The sequence below is a fragment of the Psychrobacillus sp. NPDC096426 genome, from assembly GCF_044762745.1.
Lineage (GTDB): Bacteria > Bacillota > Bacilli > Bacillales_A > Planococcaceae > Psychrobacillus.
This window is the reverse complement of record NZ_JBIWEX010000019.1, coordinates 20,521-42,074: the sequence shown is the minus strand read 5'-3', so window position 1 is coordinate 42,074 and position 21,554 is coordinate 20,521. Positions and strand designations below refer to the sequence as shown.

21 protein-coding genes are annotated in these 21,554 nt (G+C 37.0%); 3 read left to right on the top strand and 18 right to left on the bottom strand.

Going from position 1 to position 21,554, the window contains the following annotated elements; translation table 11 throughout:
- Nucleotides 1-169: 169 nt before the first annotated feature.
- The 9 genes from ACIQYS_RS15625 to ACIQYS_RS15585 all read right to left on the bottom strand — a co-directional run bounded on the left by ACIQYS_RS15625 (nucleotide 170) and on the right by ACIQYS_RS15585 (nucleotide 11,484).
- Nucleotides 170-679, bottom strand: coding sequence for an acyltransferase (locus ACIQYS_RS15625; protein WP_402981927.1), 510 nt, complete (start codon nucleotides 677-679; stop codon nucleotides 170-172).
- Nucleotides 676-1,332 carry a pyrophosphatase PpaX gene (gene ppaX, locus ACIQYS_RS15620; RefSeq protein ID WP_402981925.1) on the bottom strand — a complete coding sequence of 219 codons (657 nt, stop codon included), beginning with the start codon at nucleotides 1,330-1,332 and terminating at the stop codon, nucleotides 676-678. Before ppaX ends, ACIQYS_RS15625 begins: the two co-directional genes overlap by 4 nt.
- Nucleotides 1,329-2,267, bottom strand: coding sequence for a nucleoside recognition domain-containing protein (locus ACIQYS_RS15615; RefSeq protein WP_402981923.1), 939 nt, complete (start codon nucleotides 2,265-2,267; stop codon nucleotides 1,329-1,331). Before ACIQYS_RS15615 ends, ppaX begins: the two co-directional genes overlap by 4 nt.
- 19 nt (nucleotides 2,268-2,286) lie before the next feature.
- Nucleotides 2,287-3,096 carry a prolipoprotein diacylglyceryl transferase gene (lgt, locus tag ACIQYS_RS15610; RefSeq protein WP_402981921.1) on the bottom strand — a complete coding sequence of 270 codons (810 nt, stop codon included), beginning with the start codon at nucleotides 3,094-3,096 and terminating at the stop codon, nucleotides 2,287-2,289.
- Between the two features lie 24 nt (nucleotides 3,097-3,120).
- Complete coding sequence (gene hprK, locus ACIQYS_RS15605; RefSeq protein ID WP_402981919.1) at nucleotides 3,121-4,056, bottom strand: HPr(Ser) kinase/phosphatase; 936 nt, start codon at nucleotides 4,054-4,056, stop codon at nucleotides 3,121-3,123.
- 973 nt (nucleotides 4,057-5,029) lie between these two features.
- A complete protein-coding gene (locus ACIQYS_RS15600; protein ID WP_402981917.1) occupies nucleotides 5,030-6,151 on the bottom strand; it encodes a DUF4097 family beta strand repeat-containing protein in 1,122 nt (373 codons plus the stop codon).
- A gap of 82 nt (nucleotides 6,152-6,233) precedes the next feature.
- Nucleotides 6,234-9,122, bottom strand: a complete 2,889-nt coding sequence (gene uvrA, locus ACIQYS_RS15595) for an excinuclease ABC subunit UvrA (protein ID WP_402981915.1) — start codon at nucleotides 9,120-9,122, stop codon at nucleotides 6,234-6,236.
- Between the two features lie 5 nt (nucleotides 9,123-9,127).
- Nucleotides 9,128-11,110 (bottom strand): excinuclease ABC subunit UvrB, encoded by a 1,983-nt coding sequence (gene uvrB, locus ACIQYS_RS15590; RefSeq protein ID WP_402981913.1) that lies wholly within the window; start codon nucleotides 11,108-11,110, stop codon nucleotides 9,128-9,130.
- Nucleotides 11,111-11,247: 137 nt separating this feature from the next.
- Entirely contained in the window at nucleotides 11,248-11,484 is a 237-nt protein-coding gene (locus tag ACIQYS_RS15585; RefSeq protein ID WP_402981911.1) for an IDEAL domain-containing protein, read from the bottom strand.
- A 178-nt stretch (nucleotides 11,485-11,662) separates the two neighbouring features.
- Here ACIQYS_RS15585 and ACIQYS_RS15580 point away from each other — a divergent pair, with 178 nt between their 5' ends.
- Nucleotides 11,663-12,205, top strand: coding sequence for a competence protein ComK (locus ACIQYS_RS15580; protein WP_402981909.1), 543 nt, complete (start codon nucleotides 11,663-11,665; stop codon nucleotides 12,203-12,205).
- Here the strand turns inward: ACIQYS_RS15580 and ACIQYS_RS15575 are convergent.
- Together ACIQYS_RS15575 and ACIQYS_RS15570 are read right to left on the bottom strand one after the other, a co-directional pair.
- Nucleotides 12,202-12,567, bottom strand: a complete 366-nt coding sequence (locus tag ACIQYS_RS15575; RefSeq protein ID WP_402981907.1) for a YhjD family protein — start codon at nucleotides 12,565-12,567, stop codon at nucleotides 12,202-12,204. The two genes, ACIQYS_RS15580 and ACIQYS_RS15575, sit on opposite strands and share 4 nt — an antisense overlap.
- Nucleotides 12,568-13,410: 843 nt before the next feature.
- Nucleotides 13,411-14,640, bottom strand: a complete 1,230-nt coding sequence (locus ACIQYS_RS15570) for an EAL and HDOD domain-containing protein (RefSeq protein WP_402981905.1) — start codon at nucleotides 14,638-14,640, stop codon at nucleotides 13,411-13,413.
- Nucleotides 14,641-14,898: 258 nt separating this feature from the next.
- On the opposite strand from ACIQYS_RS15570, the gene ACIQYS_RS15565 reads away from it, so the two are divergent.
- Nucleotides 14,899-15,675, top strand: a complete 777-nt coding sequence (locus ACIQYS_RS15565; protein ID WP_402981903.1) for an enoyl-CoA hydratase-related protein — start codon at nucleotides 14,899-14,901, stop codon at nucleotides 15,673-15,675.
- 26 nt (nucleotides 15,676-15,701) lie between these two features.
- Here the strand turns inward: ACIQYS_RS15565 and ACIQYS_RS15560 are convergent, their stop codons facing one another.
- The 7 genes from ACIQYS_RS15560 to ACIQYS_RS15530 form a co-directional block, all read right to left on the bottom strand.
- Nucleotides 15,702-16,505 (bottom strand): class I SAM-dependent methyltransferase, encoded by an 804-nt coding sequence (locus tag ACIQYS_RS15560; protein WP_402981901.1) that lies wholly within the window; start codon nucleotides 16,503-16,505, stop codon nucleotides 15,702-15,704.
- Between the two features lie 21 nt (nucleotides 16,506-16,526).
- A complete protein-coding gene (locus ACIQYS_RS15555; protein ID WP_402981897.1) occupies nucleotides 16,527-16,979 on the bottom strand; it encodes a GNAT family N-acetyltransferase in 453 nt (150 codons plus the stop codon).
- Nucleotides 16,966-17,775, bottom strand: a complete 810-nt coding sequence (locus ACIQYS_RS15550; protein ID WP_402981895.1) for an aminoglycoside adenylyltransferase domain-containing protein — start codon at nucleotides 17,773-17,775, stop codon at nucleotides 16,966-16,968. Before ACIQYS_RS15550 ends, ACIQYS_RS15555 begins: the two co-directional genes overlap by 14 nt.
- A gap of 40 nt (nucleotides 17,776-17,815) precedes the next feature.
- On the bottom strand, nucleotides 17,816-18,385 hold the full coding sequence (locus tag ACIQYS_RS15545; protein WP_402981893.1) for a DJ-1/PfpI family protein: 570 nt from the start codon (nucleotides 18,383-18,385) through the stop codon (nucleotides 17,816-17,818).
- Nucleotides 18,386-18,508: 123 nt separating this feature from the next.
- Nucleotides 18,509-18,946, bottom strand: a complete 438-nt coding sequence (locus tag ACIQYS_RS15540; protein ID WP_402981891.1) for a GNAT family N-acetyltransferase — start codon at nucleotides 18,944-18,946, stop codon at nucleotides 18,509-18,511.
- 22 nt (nucleotides 18,947-18,968) lie between these two features.
- Nucleotides 18,969-19,997, bottom strand: a complete 1,029-nt coding sequence (locus tag ACIQYS_RS15535) for a serine hydrolase domain-containing protein (protein WP_402981889.1) — start codon at nucleotides 19,995-19,997, stop codon at nucleotides 18,969-18,971.
- Between the two features lie 30 nt (nucleotides 19,998-20,027).
- Nucleotides 20,028-20,534 carry an NUDIX domain-containing protein gene (locus ACIQYS_RS15530; protein ID WP_402981887.1) on the bottom strand — a complete coding sequence of 169 codons (507 nt, stop codon included), beginning with the start codon at nucleotides 20,532-20,534 and terminating at the stop codon, nucleotides 20,028-20,030.
- A 161-nt stretch (nucleotides 20,535-20,695) separates the two neighbouring features.
- Between ACIQYS_RS15530 and ACIQYS_RS15525 the strand changes: the two genes are divergently transcribed.
- Nucleotides 20,696-21,553 carry a DoxX-like family protein gene (locus ACIQYS_RS15525; protein WP_402981885.1) on the top strand — a complete coding sequence of 286 codons (858 nt, stop codon included), beginning with the start codon at nucleotides 20,696-20,698 and terminating at the stop codon, nucleotides 21,551-21,553.
- Nucleotide 21,554 lies beyond the last annotated feature (1 nt).

Genomic DNA, 21,554 nt, shown 5'->3' with positions numbered 1-21,554 from the left:
CACCTTAAGGTACTTGCGCAGTAGAGAGTTGATTAATCGCAAGGTTGAGTCCACGAATCGCAAGATGCACGCTCTAGTTCGCAATAAAGTTCCTACCTTGAATAAATGAAGAAGCTCGACGCTCGGCCATAAAAAAAGCTATCCTCCTTATGAAGAATAGCTTTGTTTGTTATTTATTATTTCGTTCGATCATTTGTTCCTTCGTATATATAATACGCATCGGGTTTCCACCGACAAAGCAGCCTTCTGGAACGTCCGCATTGACAAGTGTAGCAGCGGAAACTACTGCATCATTCCCAATCGTCACTCCAGGTAATATCGTTGTATTTGCACCGATCAACACGCGGTCGCCAATAATCACATCACCGATACGATACTCATCTATTAAATATTCATGCGCTAATATTGTTGTGTTATAGCCAATAATCGTATTGTCTCCTACCTTTATTCGCTCTGGAAACATGACATCTACCATCACCATCAACGCAAAAGACGTTTCTTTACCAACTTCCATTTTTAGAAATGCACGATAAAAGAAGTTTTTCCAACTTAAAAAGGGAGAGTATCTCGCCGCTTGTATGAAGATAAAATTTTTCATTACTTTCCAAAAAGGAACTGTATCATAAACATGCCATAACGAGTTCGCACCACTTACAGGGTATCTTTCCGTTCTCCTCATACCGTTTGACCTTTGGCAATTTCGAGAAGCTCACTTATATGATGAATCATATAAGTTGGTAAGTAAGTTGCTAAAAAAGCTTCTCCTTTTATGGACCATGCAACAGCAGCTGTATCTACACCAGCTCTTTGCCCACCTACAATATCATGTAAATTATCACCGATCATTAATGCATCCTCTTTTCCAACGCCAAGTCGTTCAAGTGCAAGTTCGATTGGCTCAGGATCTGGTTTCGCATTTTTTACATCGTCTAATCCAATGATAGTGTCAAATAACGTCTCGCATTTCATGAGGTTAATCCCTCTATCAATCATAACTCTTCTTTTTGTCGATACGACCGCTAGTTTGTAACCTTCTTCTTTTAATTTGTACAATGTGTCGACAACCCCATCAAACGGTACAACCATCTGATCATGGTGTTGAATATTCCATGCACGATAAGCGGCTATGAGTGATTCCGTTAGTTCAGGATTAATGGAATGGAACGTTTCTTCTAATGTAGGTCCGAGAAATGGTAAAACACTATCTCTATCATATTTCCCAGGAAATTTTTCTCCTAAAACATGTAAAAAAGATTCGATTATAAGCTCATTCGTGTTTAATAATGTTCCATCAAAATCAAACAATAATGCTTTATAGGCTTTTACCTTCATAGTGTAACCACTTCCTCATGTTTTCTTTGCTCCGATTTACGCCACACGTAAGCGACAATTATCGTCAATATAAACGCTGTCACGAGTCTTACGAAAAATAAAGGCAGTATTGGAACTCCTAACGGAAGAAAGATTAACGTGTCTTCCACTATTGCATGACATGCTACTAAAAAAATAAAGACAAGTGTCGCATCCTTTTTACTTACTCCATCTTCTTGGACTGCCTGAATCATAACACCAGCACCATATGCAAGACCTATCGTTAGCCCTGCAACTAGTGTCAAAGAAGCATTTGGTTGAATACCAATAACTTTTGTAAATGGAGCAATCTTTTCGGAAAACTTTTGCAAATAATTACGGTCCTTTAAAACTTGTATAATAATCATTAATGGAATAACAATAAGTGCAAGTTGTAAAACGCCAAAAGCCGCTTTTTGCAAGCCAAGTAGAATAATTTCACCCCAACCATCCGGGATTTTCTCGGTAGCAACGACTGCACCATACTTTGCAATTTCGCCGCCACCTTGCCAAACTAAATTTATAATTACCGCAGATAAAATAGCTAATCCAAAACGAACAACTAAAACAACCCAAAGCTTTACCCCTACTCGAAGTGCAACGCCTGTTTCTATAAAGATATTATGTGAAAAAGATAACATCGCTGCTAATATAAACACTTCTTTTACTGTTAGATCTAAGGAAAGAATCCCTGCAATACCTGCATAAAGATTTAATGCATTCCCTAAAACAAGTGGGATCGCAGCTTCACCTCTAAGTCCAAGCAAACCCATAAATGGCGAAATGAAATCGATTATCCATGGTAGAACAGGAGTATACTGCAAAATAACTACAAGTAAAGTAATAGGAAAAATTACTTTACTTAATGTCCACGTTGTTTTGAGACCTGCTAAAAGCCCCCTTTTTAATGTCCCCACACAATTCCCCTTCTTTCACTTACTTATCCTGATATCGTACAACTGGTTTAACTGTCATTCTTCTATATACAAATAGAATAATGGCAACTGCAATCGTTACTAATGAAATAACTTGTGCTTGTCGTAAATCACCAATTAAGTATAGACTATCTGTACGCATTCCTTCTATAAAGAAGCGCCCCACAGAATACCATACTAAATAAAACAAGACCATTTCCCCGCGACGTAAATTCACTTTACGAAGTAGAATTAATATAATAACTCCTATTAAATTCCATACCGATTCATATAAAAACGTCGGATGATAATATTTACCATTTATATACATTTGGTTAATAATCCAGTCTGGGAGCATTAAATTTTCTAAAAAGCTTCTTGCTACTTCTCCACCATGCGCTTCTTGGTTCATAAAGTTCCCCCAGCGTCCAACTGTTTGCCCGATTAAAATACTAGGAGCTACAATATCCGTCACTTTCCAAAAAGAAGTTCCTCTCTTTTTCGTAAAGAAATAAGCAGTTAAAAATGCACCAATTAATGCACCATGAATCGCAATTCCACCATTCCAAATTTCAATTATTTTGCCCGGATTTTGCCCATAATAATCCCACTTGAAAATGACATAATATATACGAGCACTAATGATCGCAATTGGTACAGCCCAAATGAGTAAATCGGTTAAATAATCTGGATGAAATCCACGTTTTACCATCTCTTTCTGTGCCACTAAAAAAGCTACTATTATCCCAAATGCGATAATTACTCCATACCAACGCACTTCTAATGATCCTAATGAAAAAGCTACCGGATCAATTGCTTGTAATAAATTCATATGAAACTCCCTTCAATTGGCTTATTAGTAATTTGATTCCCCATTTTGGCCGATTACATCGTCTAATCGTTTCGCAAAATCTTCTGCAGCATTAATGCCCATTCGCTTCAATCGATGATTCATCGCTGCTACTTCAATAATAACAGCCAAGTTTCGACCCGGCCGAACTGGAACAGTTAATTTTGTAATAGCTGTATTAATAATTTCCATCTTTTCTTCTTCTAATCCTAGCCGATCATACGTTTTTTTCTCATCCCAAATTTCCAGCTCGATTACTAATGTGATTCGTTTATAGTTTCGAATGGCACTCGCACCAAAAAGCGTCATAATATCAATAATTCCAAGTCCACGGATTTCCAGAAGATGTTCGATTAATTTTGGCGCACTACCAACTAGTGTATCTTCCCCTTCTTGCCTAATCTCCACGCAATCATCCGCTACTAGACGATGCCCTCTTTTTACTAATTCTAGTGCTGTTTCACTTTTACCAACGCCACTTTTACCAGTGATTAAAATCCCGACTCCATATATATCTACTAACACTCCATGAACGGCAGTCGTAGGGGCAAGCATGCTCTCTAAAAAATTAGTTAGCATACTAGAAAATCTGGTAGTCGGCATACTCGTCGTTAAAACAGGAACAGAGTTTTCATTAGAAGCCGTGATCAATTCCTCTGGTACTTCCATTCCATGCGATACGATAATTACCGGTGTATCAGATGCACATAATTTCAACATTCGCTCGCTTTTTTCTTCCCCTGTTAATAATGCAAAAAACGAAATTTCCGTTTTCCCCATTAATTGGATACGATTGGATGGATAATGTGTGAAGTAACCCGCCATTTCAATTCCTGGTCGAGAAATATCGCTAATTGCAACGTGGCGTCCAATTCCTTCCTCCCCACTTACTATTGAAAGATTGAACTTTTCTTTTATATCCTTTGTCGTCACATGAGGCATATCTCTCCACTCCTTTCATGCTTCTTGCTACACATAGTTCTTATTTTAGCATGATTAGTCATTCTTTTTGTATTCATTTCTCTTTTGCTTTCCTATTTATTAAAGGATACCGGATAAAAAGTTGCTGGACATCCTTTAAGGCCTTGTCTTTATTGTTTCTAGCGTTCTTTGGAAAGTAAATCGGTCATCAAAAGTAACCAAGAAATACTGCGTCGTAAGGAAGTTAACGCTAGGAAAAACCGGTCATCGAAAGCAATCATTTCTAAAATAACGAGTTATTCGGAAAAATTTAACAATAAATGATTGCATGAAATGAACTTGAAGAGAGGGCTGTCCAAGTTATTTGAGGAGATTGTCCAGGTGTAGGGAGAGATTGTCCATATTCTATATGATTGTCCAACTTTAGCGCTAGATTGTCCATCTATCTGAGGTGATTGTCCAGGTTTGGGGAGAGATCGTCCAAGTTCTATACGATTGTCCAACTTTCGTGCTAGATTGTCCATCTATTTGAGGTGATAGTCCAGGTTTGGGGAGAGATCGTCCAAGTTCTATACGATTGTCCAACTTTCGTGCTAGATTGTCCATCTATTTGAGGTGATTGTCCAACTTTAGGGAGGGATTGTCCATATTATTATTCTAGTAAATACTCCACTTATTTTGAGTTAGAATTTCTAATTACTTTTAACAAATATTTCTTAGTGGACCTGATAAATTTAAATCTCTGACTAACTGCAGACGCCAAAAGTGAGACAGATGAGACATCACAACGTACGCGTAGCGTCGGTGATGGCTCATCGCTCCCCCGCGGAAAGCGTCCGCCCTGCAGCGGAAATCCAAGCGGTAACTTCCTTAAGACGCATTATCTCTAGAAAGTAACATATCCGATGTCATTTGGAGAATTTTAACCTAATTGTATATGCTTTCTCCTAAAAAAAGCTGAAAGGTGCGTTATGCCCCTTTCAGCTTTTGTTGTTTATTCACTATCTACTGTATATCGCACAAGCACGGATCCCGTTTTTGCATCTCCGTATACTCGTAGCGGTTCTGCTTCAGAATCCACTATTTTAGTGAAACCTACTTTTTTATTCAACAATTGTTCCGATTGATTTATATGCGTAACATCTGAAAGTTGCACATCAATCTTGCCTAATTGAGAAGTAGTTTCTCCTTTTAACGATACATCTTTTGGTACGTACAATTCAACATTTCCTGCAACAGCAGTACCTTCGATTTTACGTGCTTGCTTATCTTTTGTCGTTAAAATGACATGCCCACTTACCGAAGAACCTTCCAATTCTTTCAGCTTTCCATCTACATAAATACGACCGTTCATCGTTTCTACTTCAATCGAATCCCCTACAACTTGTTGCACTTGTACGGATCCATTTACCGTTTCTATATCTGCTCTTTTGAACGTCAAGGTATCCAATGTTACTTTGCCGTTCGTTGTTTTTACTTTAAATGAGTTTGCTTCCATATTCTTAGCGGAAAATTCTCCATTGAATAATCGCGCCGAAATATAATTATACGCTTTTTTCGGTACAAATAGCATCACTTGGACAGATGTTGTTTTCATATCACTGTATACGCGCAATTTGTTTCCTTCAGTAGTAAAGATAAATTCTTCTGCAAAGCGTGCTTTCGCTTCATCTTCTGTTGAATTTTTGAAAGATTTCACCTTTACAGTTGCGTGTGCGTACGCTTCTTCTGTCTGCTGAATTTCTATTTTACCATTCGCTATATTAACGGAAATATCATCGAAAGACGCTTGTTCTTTGACTAGTCTTTCCTCAAAAATTACTGGTTCACCAAATGGCATTTCAAAATCGAATTCTTTCATCTTATCTACAGTTCCTTGCATAAACTGCATAAATCGTTCACCCATTACCGTAAAATCACGTTTTAAATCTTCTATGAAATCGGCGCTTTGGTGCTTATTTTGAGCATGGGTTCGTTGTTGTTTTGGCTCTTCCTTGTCTAACGAAATAATAGGTGTTGATTGTTTGCCGAGTTCCTCTAGTAGTGCCAATGCTTCCTGTGCGGTAATCGTGCCGTTTTCAACCATATCTAAAATACGTTTACGTTCTTCTTGCATAATGAAGGCCTCCTCATAAGTTTAAAATATAAAACGAGTTACTTACCCTATAAAATACGATTAAACTTGAATAAAGTTTCATTTATGATTGAACGGTTGGTTTTTTCTTTGTAGAAGCTTCTGAAACAACTTCATCCATTCGTTTTCGATCACGCTCAAGAATAGGTTTTAGGTACTTACCAGTATAAGAATCTTTTGCTTCGACAATTTTTTCTGGCGGTCCAACCGCAACTATCGTTCCACCTTTGTCTCCACCTTCAGGACCTAAATCAATCATATAATCAGCTGTTTTGATTACATCTAAGTTATGCTCAATAACGAGTACTGAATCACCGTTTTCTACAAGACGTTGTAACACTACAAGTAAGCGAGAAATATCATCGACATGTAAACCTGTTGTTGGTTCATCTAAAATATAAAACGTTTTGCCGTTGGATCGTTTATGCAATTCAGAAGCTAATTTTACGCGCTGTGCTTCTCCTCCTGAAAGTGTAGTTGCTGGTTGACCTAACTCCACATAACCTAGTCCAACATCGACAATCGTTTGTAGTTTTCGACTAATTTTTGGATGGTTTTCAAAAAATGCTAATCCATCTTCCACTGTCATTTTCAAAACTTCTGCAATATTTTTCCCTTTGTATTGTACTTCTAAGGTCTCCCGATTATACCGTTTACCATGGCATACTTCACAAGGGACATAGACATCCGGTAAAAAGTGCATTTCAATTTTAATAATTCCATCTCCGCGGCATGCTTCACAGCGTCCACCTTTCACATTAAAACTAAATCTACCTTTTTTATACCCTCTTACTTTTGCCTCATTTGTCGCTGCATATAAATCTCTAATATCATCAAATACACCTGTATATGTTGCTGGATTAGACCTTGGTGTACGCCCAATTGGAGATTGATCGATATCTATTACTTTTTCTAACTGGTCGATTCCTTCTACACTTTTATTTGCTCCCGGTTTTACTTTAGAACGATTCAGTTTGGAAGCAAGCGATTTATATAAAATTTCATTTACTAATGTACTTTTCCCAGAACCTGATACACCTGTTACTGCTGTAAATACCCCTAATGGAATATCCACATTGACATTTTTTAAGTTATTTTCAGTTGCACCTTTAATCTTTATATACCGTCCATCAGGCTTTCTTCTCTCTGTCGGTAGAGGGATAAATTTTTTCCCACTTAAATATTGGCCAGTAAGGGATTTTTTATTTTTCATCACTTGTTCTGGTGTACCCGCAGCAACAACTTCTCCACCGTGAATTCCAGCACCAGGTCCAATATCGATTAAGTAATCCGCAGCCATCATCGTGTCTTCGTCATGCTCTACAACGATTAAGGTATTCCCAATGTCACGCATATTTTTTAATGTGTCGATTAATCGATCATTATCACGCTGATGCAAACCAATCGAAGGTTCATCTAGAATATATAATACCCCTGTTAGCCTTGAACCTATTTGTGTAGCAAGACGAATTCGTTGAGCTTCTCCGCCTGATAATGTCCCTGATGCACGATTTAAAGTTAAATAATCAAGTCCAACGTTTTCTAAGAATCCAAGTCGCTCGTCAATTTCTCTTAATATTAATCGTGCAATTTGCATATCTTTTTCAGACAATATTAATTGGTGAAAGAATTTATTTGCTTCTTCGATTGAAAATTGCGTTATTTGACCGATATGTAACGAGTCCACTTTCACTGCAAGTGTTTCTTTTTTTAAGCGATACCCTTTACAAGTAGGACAGTCATGTTGCGCCATATATTTTTCCATTTGCTCGCGAATATAGTCAGAGGACGTATCTTTAAATCTGCGTTCGATATTAGAGAGTACTCCTTCAAATTGAATTAGATTATCGCGCACTTGACCGAATTCATTTTCATAGCGAAAACGAATCTTATCTTCGCCGGATCCATACATAATTTTATTCCACTGATCGATCGGCAATTTTTCGACTGGTACATTCATTTTGATTTTGTAATGTTTGCACACAGCTTCTAATAATTTTGGATAGTATTGGGAGCTCGTTGGTTGCCATGCAACAATTGCCCCTTCTTCCAATGTCATACTTTTATCAGGTACAACTAATTCCGGGTCTACTTCCAATTTCGTTCCTAGTCCGTCACAATCAGTACAGGCACCGAATGGACTGTTGAATGAAAACATTCTTGGTTCTAACTCGCCTATTGAAAAACCACAAATCGGACAAGCATGATGTTCACTAAATAGAATTTCCTCATGTTCCATTACATCAATTAGCACACGACCGTCTGCTAGTCTAAGTGCAGATTCTAAAGAATCGCTCAGCCTTGCTGCGACCCCCTCTTTCATAACGATTCTATCTATAACCACTTCAATATTATGTTTTTTATTTTTATCTAAATTTATATCATCATCTAGATCTGTGATTTCTCCATCTATTCGAACACGTACATAGCCTTGCTTTTTCATGTCTTCCAGTAACTTCACATGCGTCCCTTTACGTCCGGATACAATTGGTGCTAATACTTGCATTTTCGTTCTTTCCGGATACTCACTTAGTCGATCAACCATTTGTTCAATCGTTTGAGAAGATATTTCAATTCCATGTGTAGGACATATTGGTTTTCCGACACGAGCAAATAATAATCGTAAATAATCATATATTTCCGTAACAGTCGCTACAGTAGATCTTGGATTTTTACTTGTCGTCTTTTGGTCGATGGAAATAGCTGGCGAAAGTCCATCAATGACGTCGACATCCGGTTTATCCATTTGCCCTAAAAATTGTCTTGCATAGGCGGATAATGATTCTACATATCGGCGTTGACCTTCCGCATAGATAGTATCGAATGCTAAAGACGATTTACCCGATCCCGACAATCCAGTCATAACAACAAGCTTGTCTCTTGGTATTTTTAAGCTGACGTTCTTTAAATTATGTGCCCGAGCACCTTCTATAATAATTTCTTGGTTTTTCACCTGGTTCACCCTTCCAACTTCAGTTCAAGAATTGCATCGCGCAATTGTGCCGCACGTTCAAAATTAAGTGCTTTAGCAGCATCTTTCATTTCTTTTTCTAAATTTTGTAGTAGTGTATCTTTTTCTTCTTTAGTTAAAGGTTTACCACTCGTTAACTGCTGAGCATAAGTTGCTTCTTCTTCTGCCACTTGAGTTGCACGAATAACTTCTCGAATTTTCTTTTCAATTGTTTTCGGAGTGATTCCATGCTTTTCATTATATTCCATTTGAATTGTACGACGTCGTTTTGTTTCATCTATTGCTTTTTGCATGGAGTCCGTCATTTTATCTGCATACATTATTACTTCGCCATTCGAATTTCTCGCTGCACGTCCTATTGTTTGTATTAATGAACGCTCCGAACGTAAAAAACCTTCCTTATCTGCATCTAAAATCGCAACCAGCGACACTTCTGGTAGGTCAAGCCCTTCCCTTAACAAGTTGATTCCGATAAGGACATCATATGTTCCTAAACGAAGATCTCTTATTATTTCAATTCGCTCTAATGTTTTTACTTCCGAATGTAAATACTGCACTTTAATGCCGATCTCTTTTAAATAATCTGTTAAATCTTCCGACATTTTCTTCGTTAATGTCGTTATAAGCACCCGTTCATTTTTCGCCGTACGTTCTTGTATTTCATTGATCAGATCATCAATTTGTCCTTCAATCGGCTTCAATGTAATAATCGGATCCAATAACCCAGTCGGGCGAATGATTTGTTCAACCATTTCAGGTGTATGTTCTAGCTCATAAGGTCCAGGTGTTGCTGATACATATACTGCTTGATGGACGTGATCTTCAAATTCGCTAAAAGTAAGTGGTCTGTTATCAAGTGCAGACGGTAACCGGAAACCATGGTTTACTAATACTGATTTCCTCGCTTGGTCTCCATTAAACATTCCTCTAACTTGTGGTAATGAAACATGGCTTTCGTCCACTACTAATAAAAAGTCTTTTGGAAAATAGTCTAATAATGTATACGGAGTTGCCCCTGCTTCTCGTAAAGTGAGATGACGGGAATAGTTTTCAATACCTGAACAAAAGCCCATTTCCCGCATCATTTCTAAATCATAGTTTGTCCTTTGCTCCAACCGTTGAGCTTCTAGTAACTTATCTTCATCTCGTAGTACCTTTAATTGTTCTTCTAACTCTTTTTCAATATTCTCTATAGCAAGTAGCATCTTTTCTTCTCGTGTAACGAAGTGAGATGCTGGGAATATGGCTACATGCTCACGTTCTGCCATTATTTCCCCAGTCAGAGCGTCTACTTCTCGAATTCTGTCGATTTCATCGCCGAAAAACTCTACTCGAAGACATTTTTCATCTCTTGATGCTGGGAAAATTTCGACAACATCCCCACGTACACGGAAAGTTCCTCGTGTAAAATTCATATCGTTTCGTTCGTATTGGATATCGACTAGTTTCCGAAGCAACTGATTTCGCTCAATTTCCATTCCTGTTCGAAGCGAAACGACCAATTCTCTGTATTCCTCTGGATTCCCTAGTCCGTATATACAAGAAACTGATGCAATAATAATGACATCTTTTCTTTCGAATAATGATGATGTAGCAGAGTGTCGAAGTTTATCAATTTCTTCGTTAATGCTTGAATCTTTTTCAATATACGTATCTGTTTGAGGTACATATGCTTCTGGCTGGAAATAGTCGTAATAACTAACAAAGTATTCGACAGCATTATTAGGAAAGAACTCTTTAAATTCGCTATACAGCTGTCCCGCAAGTGTTTTGTTATGTGCCATTATAAGGGTTGGCTTGTTCGTTTGTTGAATAACATTTGAAATCGTAAACGTTTTCCCAGTACCTGTTGCACCAAGCAATGTTTGATGTTTTTTCCCTGTTTGTACACCTTTTACTAATTCTTTTATTGCTTCTATTTGATCTCCTGCTGGCTCATACGGAGCTTGCAAATCGAAAATTTGTTCCATACATAAGCCTCCCACCAATTGATTAATTTCAGTTTAACATACTCTTTTTTTGAACACTAATAAAACGAACGTATGTTTTTTAACATTATTATTTGTGCATAATAAAAGCCGCTCTGCATAAGCGGCTAATATATCCATTACTTTGGATTATTTAATTGTTGTAGAGCATTGGCATATTGTGTAAATGCCTTTTTGTCTTTCTGATCAAGTGCCTCATCTATCAATTCTAATAAACGTTTACTACTTTGTTCCCGGTGGATAATGTTCAAAAACATATCTAGATAAATTTCGTTCAACAGTTTTTCTGCGGAGCTTTCTTTCCCTGGCTGACCCATTGCTCTTAAAAAATCTGCATATGAATATTGTTTGTCCATTTCCATCACCCCGATGCCTTTTTTTCATTATATAAAAGCTCAACGTGAGTTGCAAACATTTTTAGAAAATTAAGATTTTATAATTAATGATAAAAATTTTAAAAATTCGACATATTTACTTGATTTTTTTCCAAATTTAACTATAATCGAGTTATAACTTACTAAGGAGTGAATGTATATGTTCAATAAAAAAGACGAAAAATCTTTCCTAGTTTCATTTGACACCGCTGTACTTCAACCAATTGTAATTAATAACAAAGTTTTCACAAAAGCTATTAGCTATTCGGGTGAATCTAAAATAATAGGTAAAAAGCCGTACGATATCGTCCGGTATTCTTGTTCCTATTACGGCTCTACGTTTCAACAATCCACTAAATTATCGAAAGAAGCTATTGGAAATTATTTGAAGCTTCCTATTCTTATCGCACACGACTTTGGGAGTCCTTGTATTTTAATCCCTATCCTTTCTCCAAAATCTGATTTAAATACATGGTTTTCTCTTGGAGCCATCGAATCTTTTTATCCTTCCGAAGGTGGTTGCACGATAGTTTTAGCAAACGGACAAATGATACAAGTACCTTCTTCTCCAAATACAATTAGCCGACAAGTTGGATTTGCCAACCTTTTAAATATGCACTTCTTAAAAAGAATGAGTCATCTAGTAAATAAAGGATTTATCACTTCTCGCAATCCACTATTTCAAAAAGATTTATTTGGTTAATGTGCATTTTCCACAATCGCCAAATACATCGTGAGTAGTTCTTCCACTCGGTTGCGGAGTCGGACATTTAGATAACGACGATGTTCTTCATAGCCTCCATGAAAAAATACATATTCCGTGAACATATCATCGCCTTCTCCGCGAAGAACTTTCATACTATGCCTTTTCATATAAATATGTGTCTTTTTCAATTCTTTTTGAACTTGCTTTGCTGCTCCTTCTACCATAGCTACATACGGACGCTTTAACTTAAAGGGACCTCTTTCAAAATTCATTCGATCCTTCTCTAAAATAGTTAATACCATCGGGAGATAAATCATATTTTCTAAATAAGGCATGGCCTCTTCCGATATTAATGGCATTTCGCATTCTCCTTTTAACGAACGTTTGTTCTCATTTCATTATACAACTTTTAAAGGGAAAAGCAACAATTAAGAACAAGTACTTTTTAGGGATAATGCGTCGTAAGAAAGCTCTGTTAAGTGTCCTCTGGGATTTCCGCTTCAGGGCGGATGCTTTCCGTGGGGTGAGCGATGAGCCTTCACCGCCGCTTGCGCGTACGTTGTGAAGTCTCACCTGACTCACTTTATCCCACTGGAGTCACCGCCCTTTCGCTCCAATCCAAAAGGAATTGCTTATTTATCAGTACCGACTCGCTAAGACTAAATATTATGCAGTTTTTCACATGTGTGCATCCAGAAAATGACTTTGGGTAATAAATCAGTCATGGAAAGCAACCAATTCTTGAAATAACAAGTTTACTTGGAATGAGACGCCGATGAATAAGGTGGTTTATCCCAACAAATGGTTGAGTTAATTAGGCTTTTATCCAATTCCTTTTATGTAGAGACAGCATTTTCTAATTAGGTTTACTAAATAGCACACAGTGAACCTGAGCAATTTACATCTCCGAACTGCAGACACTAAATTAGAAAGAAATTCTCATGGATTGAAGCGGAAGGGCGGCGACTCCTGCCGGATGAGTGAGACAGATGAACCATCGCAGGTGAACGCGCAGCGTCGGCGATGGTTCATCGCTCACCCGGCGGAAAGCGTCCGCCCTGCAGTGAAAATCACAGCGGACACTTCACTTCTTACGACGCACTATACCTATAATGCGAATTAACTCAAACTCTTCTAATATGTCTTGGCGTCTTTATTTGAATACAATTAAAAAAACTACCAATCAAAAAAAGACATGGTAGTTAGTCTATAATTTCAGTTGCCCAACGCCTTGCATCTAGATAAAGCGCGTTTAATGTGGAATGATCAATACCAAGTTTTGCTGATCCACCTATCATATCGTCCCAACGTACTTCATCGCATGCAACGGCAAGCTCTAGAAAAGGAGACATTTCCGTTTTAGTTCCAGAAAGTGTTGCTGCGACTTCATCTGAAAGCGGTAAATCTTGTAGTAAATAGATCATCGGTCGATGTAATAATGTGTCTATTAAAGAAAACATGCCTACTAAAAAATACTCAGAAGCATTTTGTAAAAATTTACGCCTTGCTAATAACTCACAAAGTTTTGCTCGAAATAGCGATGCTTCAATAAGAGCCATTCCATCACCCGAATGATTCTTTTTCGATTCACGTAGTAATAAAACATACAACCAATGACTCAATTCCTCAAGTCCAAGCATGAGCACTCCTTGTTTAATCGAGCGGACCTTGGATTTTGTACGAACTGCAGGGGAATTGATCATTTTTAGTACTTTAAAAGAAAGAGATACATCTCGCTCAATTTCATTCGAAATCTCTTCTACGGAAACTGAATTATTTTGCAACAAGTTAATAATCCGAAAATACTGCGCTAAATTCGTTGGTATTTCTGTTCCTTTAATCACTTCTGGTTTTGCAAAGAAGTATCCTTGAAAGAGTTCGTAGCCAGCTACTTTTGCTTCATAAAATTGTTCGCGTGTTTCTACCTTCTCTGCTAACAACACGATGTTAGGATAATTGGTTTTGACGATTTGTTCAATGGCTTGTCGTTCCGATAACGTGCTTAATAGAAAATCTACTTTAATAAAATCAACAAGTGAGAATAGTTCATCGTATAAAACGACATTTTCTTGCAGAACAAAATCATCTAATGCAATTAAAAAGCCAAGAGACTTAATTTCTCGAAGTTTTTGAAGTAAAGCGATCGTGATCGGAATGTCCTCTAAAATTTCAACGACAATTCGATTCGCAGGAAATTTAGAAAACACTTCTTTTACTAATAGATTTTCCGTAAAATTAATAAAACATAATTTATCCCCTGCTAGTTCATTAATACCTATTGTTAAAAAAGTATGCGTTATGACATCTAATGTGGCTTCATCCCCTGATATAGTTGGAAATGAATTGTCCTGGCCATTTCTATACAATAATTCATAGGCAAATATATGTTCATCTTTAGCAAAAATCGACTGTCTCGCAACAAAAATGTCCAAGTGAATACCTCAAATCCTTAAAATTTCAATAATATAATTGTACCAAATCAGAAAATGAAAATCGATCTAATTTAACTTGACTCAGCAGGTGCCTTTGGACAACGGCTTACTGACCTGCATCACGCAATCCTAAGTGCAATTCAAATCTGGACGCAATTACGTGAGCTGTAATTGATTACTTCTAACGTAAGATGACAGACTATTAGAAAAATGATATGTTTGGTAGGGGGAAATCATTCTATAGTATGGAGGGAGAAAATGGACTTAATTCGTTATGAACAACATGGCAATATAGCATATGTCACATTAAATAGGCCGAGTGCGCTAAATGCATTTAACTATGAGATGCTAAGAGAGCTTTGGGATATTGCAGAATCGATTCGTATTAATCCGGAAATTCGTGTCGTGATTTTCACGGGTGCTGGTGAGAAATCGTTTAGTGTTGGAGCGGACTTAAAAGAACGAAAAACACTGACCGATCAACAAGTAAAGCGGAACATTTATAAAATTGGAGAAGTATTTTCGGCCATTGAAAACTTACCACAACCAACCATTGCTATGCTAAATGGCTATGCATTTGGAGGAGGAACGGAACTTGCACTTGCATGCGATTTCCGAATTGCAGCGGATGACATTCAGCTAGGATTAACCGAAACAAGCTTAGCCATTATTCCTGGAGCTGGTGGTACACAAAGGCTTCCAAGACTCATCGGAGAAGCAAAAGCAATGGAGCTAATTCTAACCGCCAAAAGACTAAAAGCAGATGAAGCATTCGCATATGGCTTATTAACTAAGGTTACCTCTCGAGAAACATTAATATCCGAAACGGAGAGCTTTGCGGCACTCATGCTTGCTAATGGACCAATTGCCTTGCAACAAGCTAAGTTTGCCATCAAACACGGCATGAATGCCGATTTACAAACCGGACTACATATCGAACGCAAAGCATACGAACTCACCATTCCAACAGAGGATCGAGTGGAAGCATTGAAAGCATTTAGCGAAAAAAGAAAACCTGAGTTTAAAGGGAGATAACCGGAAAGAGGGATGAAACGGTGCTTTCATTCCTCTTTGATCGCAATTAACGTATATAACCCCGGCATCTTGTTCTGTATTCCTTCCGGTGAATCCGCTGGAAACGCCCATCTAACTCCTGCTTCTTCCTCCAGATAATTAATCCGAAATCCTGCATTGGAAATAGCGGTAACAATTTCACCTAAAGTCCATCTTCGAATAGTAACTTTTTGTAAAGAAGCTCGATCTTCCTCTGATAATAGAATGCTATAAGCCACATCCTCTTCGATCACTGCTTCACTAAAATAATCGCCATTCGCAATCATTTCCTGTTCTTGGACATTCACTAACTTGGAAACAAAAGGATGATAGTCCCTTAAGATAAATTGTCCTCCAGGTTTAAGTGAGTCATAAACTACTTTGAATAGTGGTGATAAATCAGTAAAGTAATGCAACACACCTAACTCTAAAAGAACGAAATCAAAGTTCACTAACCCACTGTCTTCTGGAACTTCTAAAATATCTGAAACTATGTATTTTATATCCACTTTTGCTTCTTTAGCCAGCTCTATTGCATATCTCTTATTATCTTCTGAAATATCTACCACACAAACCTCTGCTCCTAACAAAGCAAAAGATACTGCTTTATTTCCCTTTGATCCTAAAAAATTTGCGACTTTTTTATTCTTCACATCTCCCATGAACTTTAAATAGTGCGCAACAGAAGAAGTTGGGTCTGCCATTAGTTTTTTAGCATATTCTTTAGGTGAACCGTGCCGATTCGTCCAAGCTTGATACGCTGATTGGTTCCACCCTATTCGATTTGTACGGCTAACTAATTGTTGTTTCATCATGCCATCTCCTTTAAAAAGTTACTGCAAATTTAAAAAATGTGTTGTATTAGGATATTTAGAATCTTTAACAAATCCAAAAGCCGTGTAAAACTTGTCTGCTTTTATTGTATCAGTATGCAACACTAGCACATCATAGTAGCACGTTGCTTTAGAAACTATGTCCTTTAACAAAACAGTCCCTATACCATTTCTTCGATAGTCTTTACCAACATAAAATCTTCTTAGTCGACCAATTTTTTGACAATCGGAAAAAGGGTCTATATTTAGTCCACCTACAGCTACTTGTGCCCCGTATTTATTGTAAGCACCGACTAAAAATTCCCCAGGCTCACTGAAAGTATTTGTACCACCTTTGTAATCATTCGTTAGCCTATCAAGAAAGTGAAAGCCCTCTATTTTGCTTTCCTGTACTAAATGAAAAATATCGTCGGTCAACAAATCGTTAATCTCCTTAACTTTAAATTCTCCCATATCTCTCCCTTCCTACTACTTGCCTTTTTATATAATCTCTAATAGAAACTAAATCATTCGATTTAAAATAATGATGCTGCTCATCGCTTTCATAAGCTGAAATAATTTGGCGAATAGTCGAATGAAATTCTCTTGGTAAAACAGATAATCCCCAATTGCCAGCCTCTTGTTTAGAAGAAATAATCCCTTCCAGTGCATACCAATAAACCCTTATGAGATTTAACGTACAATAAACAGGATCTCGCACAATATTCTCTAAACAATCCTCAAAATCATACATAATAGAAGATATATAATGGGGGTTCGGTACGGAAGGAAATACTTCCTGAATCGTTTTTCCCCATAAATGAATTCCTCGATGATTCGTAATTGTAATATGTGCAGCTAAATCCGGGTCTTCTGTTGGTAGGTCGTTTAAATACAACATTGTCCCTATTTCCAATTCCTCTTCATACCGTCTTCTCCAATGTTCACTATAATGAAAATCAAACGGAAGAGGATGCTTCCAATTTTTCAATTGTACTTCATTTAAAAAGCTGACTTCGGCAGGAAATGGATTATTAGAGCATTCTAAAAACAGTTTTGCCAACATGCTTTTTGTTTGAACAGATAAAGATTCCGCAGTCACAACTAATATATCGATATCGCTACTTTTAGGATTAAATCCGCCCATCGCAAGTGAGCCGTGTATATAAAAGCCTATTAAACTATTGTCTATGATTTCTTTCGTTCTATTGAGTAAATCATAAACAAAATCTCTTACTTCCTCTGTACAATTCTCCCAATTATAGCCCATATTAGTATTTCACCCCTTCTCTTTTCATGTGTTTTTTAATTCAAGAACTTATCCCTTTACAAAACTTCAAAAGCGAATCATATTGATCTTTATCCTTAAATAGATCAAGTATTTTACCGATAGACACTGCAAACTCGGCAAATGCAGTACCTTTAGCTGTAATAATCTGATGACCAACTTCTATATCTTTTCCAGTATAAATGGAATTGGAAAAGAAAAGTTTATTATTTTCAAAGGTACCTTGGTTACATGTAAACTGTCGCCCTTCCAGAATACCTGCTTTACCTAGTAATACAGCGGAACCACAAATGGAGGCAATAGGAATCGATAGATTATATGCTTCTACTAACTTATCAGTAATAATCTCTTCATTTAAAATCTCGGGAACTCCGTCGCCTCCTGGAATAAGAATTAATGAAAAATCCATGATGTTTGTATCCGATAAAGTTCCTTCTACTTTTGTCCATAGTCCTCCAACACTTTCTACATTGCTCCCATCAATGGATACTGTAGTAATTGCATATTTACCAATTTTTTTTAGTAAAAATAAAGCATGCGCGATTTCAAAATCTGCATATTGGGGATAAGCAAAGAATAATATCTTTTTCATTTATAAAACCACTCCAATAATAATTAGTTTTAAGTCTTACCTATTATCTATCCAATATTGCTTGTCTCATATCCCTTTACAAAAGTAAAAGCCAACATCCAATGAAATGCTGACTTTAATTTCTCAAATCAAAAAATAATAATAGTAACTTGACTCTCTTATAAAGCCAATTTTCTCATACAGTTTTTGTGCATTCACGTTTTGTTGGCCTGTCTCCAGTAAAATTCCTTTTGCACCAGTTTCCTCCGCAAAGCTAATTGCTTTTCTTATTAATTTGTCGGCTATTCCTCTTCTTCGTGCACTCTTTTTCACGTATAAATCATTCAACACCCATGACTTTTGCATACTTACAGATGAAAATGATGGAAATAGCTGAGTAAAACCAACAGGATCATGCTCATCATAGGCTATGAAAACGATCGACTCTTCATTCATGAACCTTTCCTGTAAGAATTCTTTTGCTCCTTTCAAATCAGATTCTTGCTCGTAGAACAATCTGTACAAATCAAATAGTTCGGTTAATGCATCAAGATCGTTTAATGTTGCCTTTTGAATATTCAATTTTAATATCTCCTAATTTCAATTATTTTTTGTCCTTTAACACGCACTCCATGACCGTATCTCCAAATGATCGGATATCCTCTAAATAATCGAAGCCGTCTGGAGAACCAAAACTATTAAACATTCGTACTGCTACAATATCATGCTCAGGTATGACTAGTACTGCGGCACCTGTATAGCCTAAAATTTGATAGGAGCCTTTCGGGACTAGTTCTCCAATCTCTGTCTTTTGGGCAGGCAAATCTTTCACAAACCATAAAAACCCGTTTTGCGGGAGATCAGCATCAATCGTTTTAGGACTTTGAAGAGTCGTGGCCAACTTTAATATTTCATTATCTACTACTTGTTCCCCTTTTATATAGCCCTGCTTGAGGTGAAGATAACCCCATTTTGCTAAATCTCTTGCTGATACATACATGTTCATCTGATCACCATCAGTACTTAAATAACTGTTCCAAAAAGGCTCATCATTATCTCTAATTACTTCAGCAAGCTTGTCATTTTGTTGTCCATACCAACCAGTTTCTTGGAATCCCATCGGTTGAAATACGTGTTCAGATAAGATTTGGCTTACTGTTTTACCAGTTGTTTCTTTAACTATTTGCGTAAGTAGGGATATATTAATCCCACGATAAGCCCAGCTCTGTCCAGAATCAAATTCACGACTAATCTCACCATCAATTTCCCGTAATCCATGCGTATGAGTTAGTAAATGTCTAAGAGTCGTTCCATTCAAAAGAGTGGCATCAAGTTCGGGTAAATAGTTAATTACCTTGTCATCAATAGAAGCTAAATAGCCGTTGTGCACAGCATAAGCAACAGCGAATCCTATATAACTCTTTCTCACGGAAGCAACATGAAATTGTGTATCCTCTTGGACAAGCCTTGCACCTGGAGCCTTTGAGTGATGCCCCCAATAGTTCTCTGTTACCACTTCATCGTTATGTATAATAACAACAGCTGCACCTGAGCCATCGACCGAATTATATGTATTATTTACATGGGATATAACCGGATTGAACTTATCGTTTAAATTCTTACTAATGAACACTACTATATAACCTCATTTCTCAAGATCTATTTAATTAATATCCCCTACATAAGTTGGAGCTTTCCCACTATTAAAATAAGAAATTAGCTGTGGCCTTAATGCTTGTGGAAATAAATTATGTTCTAGCAATTCGTTAATTGGTAGCCACTCCGTTCCTATTTGGCCCTTGTCTGGACTAGCTCCCTTATTAAATGTGTCTTGATTAATATTACATAAAAACATAAATTCCGTTTGATGAGCATGAGAATGGTAAGCAGCAAACTCATGGTTTTTTCCTATATATTCACGTACAAATATCAATTCTCCAATTTCTATTTTCGCACCTAACTCTTCTTTACACTCCCTTTCTAATGCTTGCTGAAGATTTTCGCCGTGTTTTTGACCACCACCAGGTAGAATATAATATGTTCCACCATTTTCGTGTATTTTAATGGTTAGTAATTTTTCATCTTTGATTATTACTGCTTTCGCTGAATTTCTTATGCCCATTTTAAATGCTTTAACTATAGCTACCTTTGCTAGATTTTTTATCCTCATATTAAATACACTCCAATCCTTCTCAACAAATTATCTAGCTTTACCTACTTATTTATTCTCCATCATTATCCAAAACTCCTCCATCTTATGATAAGCTTCATTGGGGGTGTTCTAATGAAAAGAAAACCAATATATATATAGAAATAATTATTAATTCAGAAATGGAAAAGTTGTGGAATGCCACGCAGACACCAGAACTGCATGAGCAATGGGATCTCCGCTTTTCTTCTATTACCTATTTACCAAAAGAAGAACAGAAGCCGCAGTTGTTTGAATATAAAACGAATATAGGATTTGGATTGAATATTGCTGGATGGGGAAAAAGTGTTGGTAGTTTTCATGCAAAGGACGATTCGCGAACATCTTCCTTGCACTTTGGGACGGATCAAACAATTTCCATTATTCGAGAAGGTAAAGGATACTGGAAATATACGCCTGAACAAAATTCGATCAAGTTTCTTACGCAATACGACTATGAAACGAATTTTGGTTTGATAGGTAAACTTTTTGACCGTTTTATTTTTCGACCTCTCATCGGATGGGCGACTGCACTAAGTTTTGACGTATTAAAAAGGTGGCTTGAAAAAGGGGTATCACCTTCTGAACAGTATCGTCGATTTTTCAGTCATTGGATGATTACCTTCCTGTTCTTCTTTGTGTGGGTATATCAAGGTTTAGTACCTAAATTAGTGATGATGCATCCAGAAGAAGTCAGCATGACGAAAAGCTTACTACCCGTAACTTTAAGCGAAGCAACTAGTCTTGTCACTACAATTGGTATGGCGGAAATAATCTTCGGTTTCATTTGGTTACTTTATCATCATAAAAAGAGATTACTAAAAATACAGTTAATCCTTTTCCCGTTGCTCACCTTATCAGCCATTATTGCAGAGCCAGCTAGTGTTAGTCATCCATTTAATCCTTTAACGTTTAACGTCACTTTATTTGTGCTTTCTATTATTGGATATTTCATGAGCCATGATATTCCGTCTGCTAAAAGCTGTAAACGATCGAAATGAG

Coding starts and splice junctions, on each gene's coding strand:
- ACIQYS_RS15550 (WP_402981895.1), bottom strand. CDS start 17,775: ATGGGCTATAATTGGGAGAATTGTACAGAGGAAGTAAGAGATTTTGTT.
- ACIQYS_RS15560 (WP_402981901.1), bottom strand. CDS start 16,505: ATGAAACAACAATTAGTTAGCCGTACAAATCGAATAGGGTGGAACCAA.
- lgt (WP_402981921.1), bottom strand. CDS start 3,096: ATGAATTTATTACAAGCAATTGATCCGGTAGCTTTTTCATTAGGATCA.
- ACIQYS_RS15530 (WP_402981887.1), bottom strand. CDS start 20,534: ATGAGGATAAAAAATCTAGCAAAGGTAGCTATAGTTAAAGCATTTAAA.
- ACIQYS_RS15545 (WP_402981893.1), bottom strand. CDS start 18,385: ATGAAAAAGATATTATTCTTTGCTTATCCCCAATATGCAGATTTTGAA.
- ACIQYS_RS15565 (WP_402981903.1), top strand. CDS start 14,899: ATGGACTTAATTCGTTATGAACAACATGGCAATATAGCATATGTCACA.
- ACIQYS_RS15625 (WP_402981927.1), bottom strand. CDS start 679: ATGAGGAGAACGGAAAGATACCCTGTAAGTGGTGCGAACTCGTTATGG.
- hprK (WP_402981919.1), bottom strand. CDS start 4,056: ATGCCTCATGTGACGACAAAGGATATAAAAGAAAAGTTCAATCTTTCA.
- ACIQYS_RS15580 (WP_402981909.1), top strand. CDS start 11,663: ATGTTCAATAAAAAAGACGAAAAATCTTTCCTAGTTTCATTTGACACC.
- uvrB (WP_402981913.1), bottom strand. CDS start 11,110: ATGGAACAAATTTTCGATTTGCAAGCTCCGTATGAGCCAGCAGGAGAT.
- ACIQYS_RS15600 (WP_402981917.1), bottom strand. CDS start 6,151: ATGCAAGAAGAACGTAAACGTATTTTAGATATGGTTGAAAACGGCACG.
- ppaX (WP_402981925.1), bottom strand. CDS start 1,332: ATGAAGGTAAAAGCCTATAAAGCATTATTGTTTGATTTTGATGGAACA.
- ACIQYS_RS15525 (WP_402981885.1), top strand. CDS start 20,696: ATGGAAAAGTTGTGGAATGCCACGCAGACACCAGAACTGCATGAGCAA.
- ACIQYS_RS15585 (WP_402981911.1), bottom strand. CDS start 11,484: ATGGACAAACAATATTCATATGCAGATTTTTTAAGAGCAATGGGTCAG.
- ACIQYS_RS15575 (WP_402981907.1), bottom strand. CDS start 12,567: ATGCCATTAATATCGGAAGAGGCCATGCCTTATTTAGAAAATATGATT.
- ACIQYS_RS15555 (WP_402981897.1), bottom strand. CDS start 16,979: ATGGGAGAATTTAAAGTTAAGGAGATTAACGATTTGTTGACCGACGAT.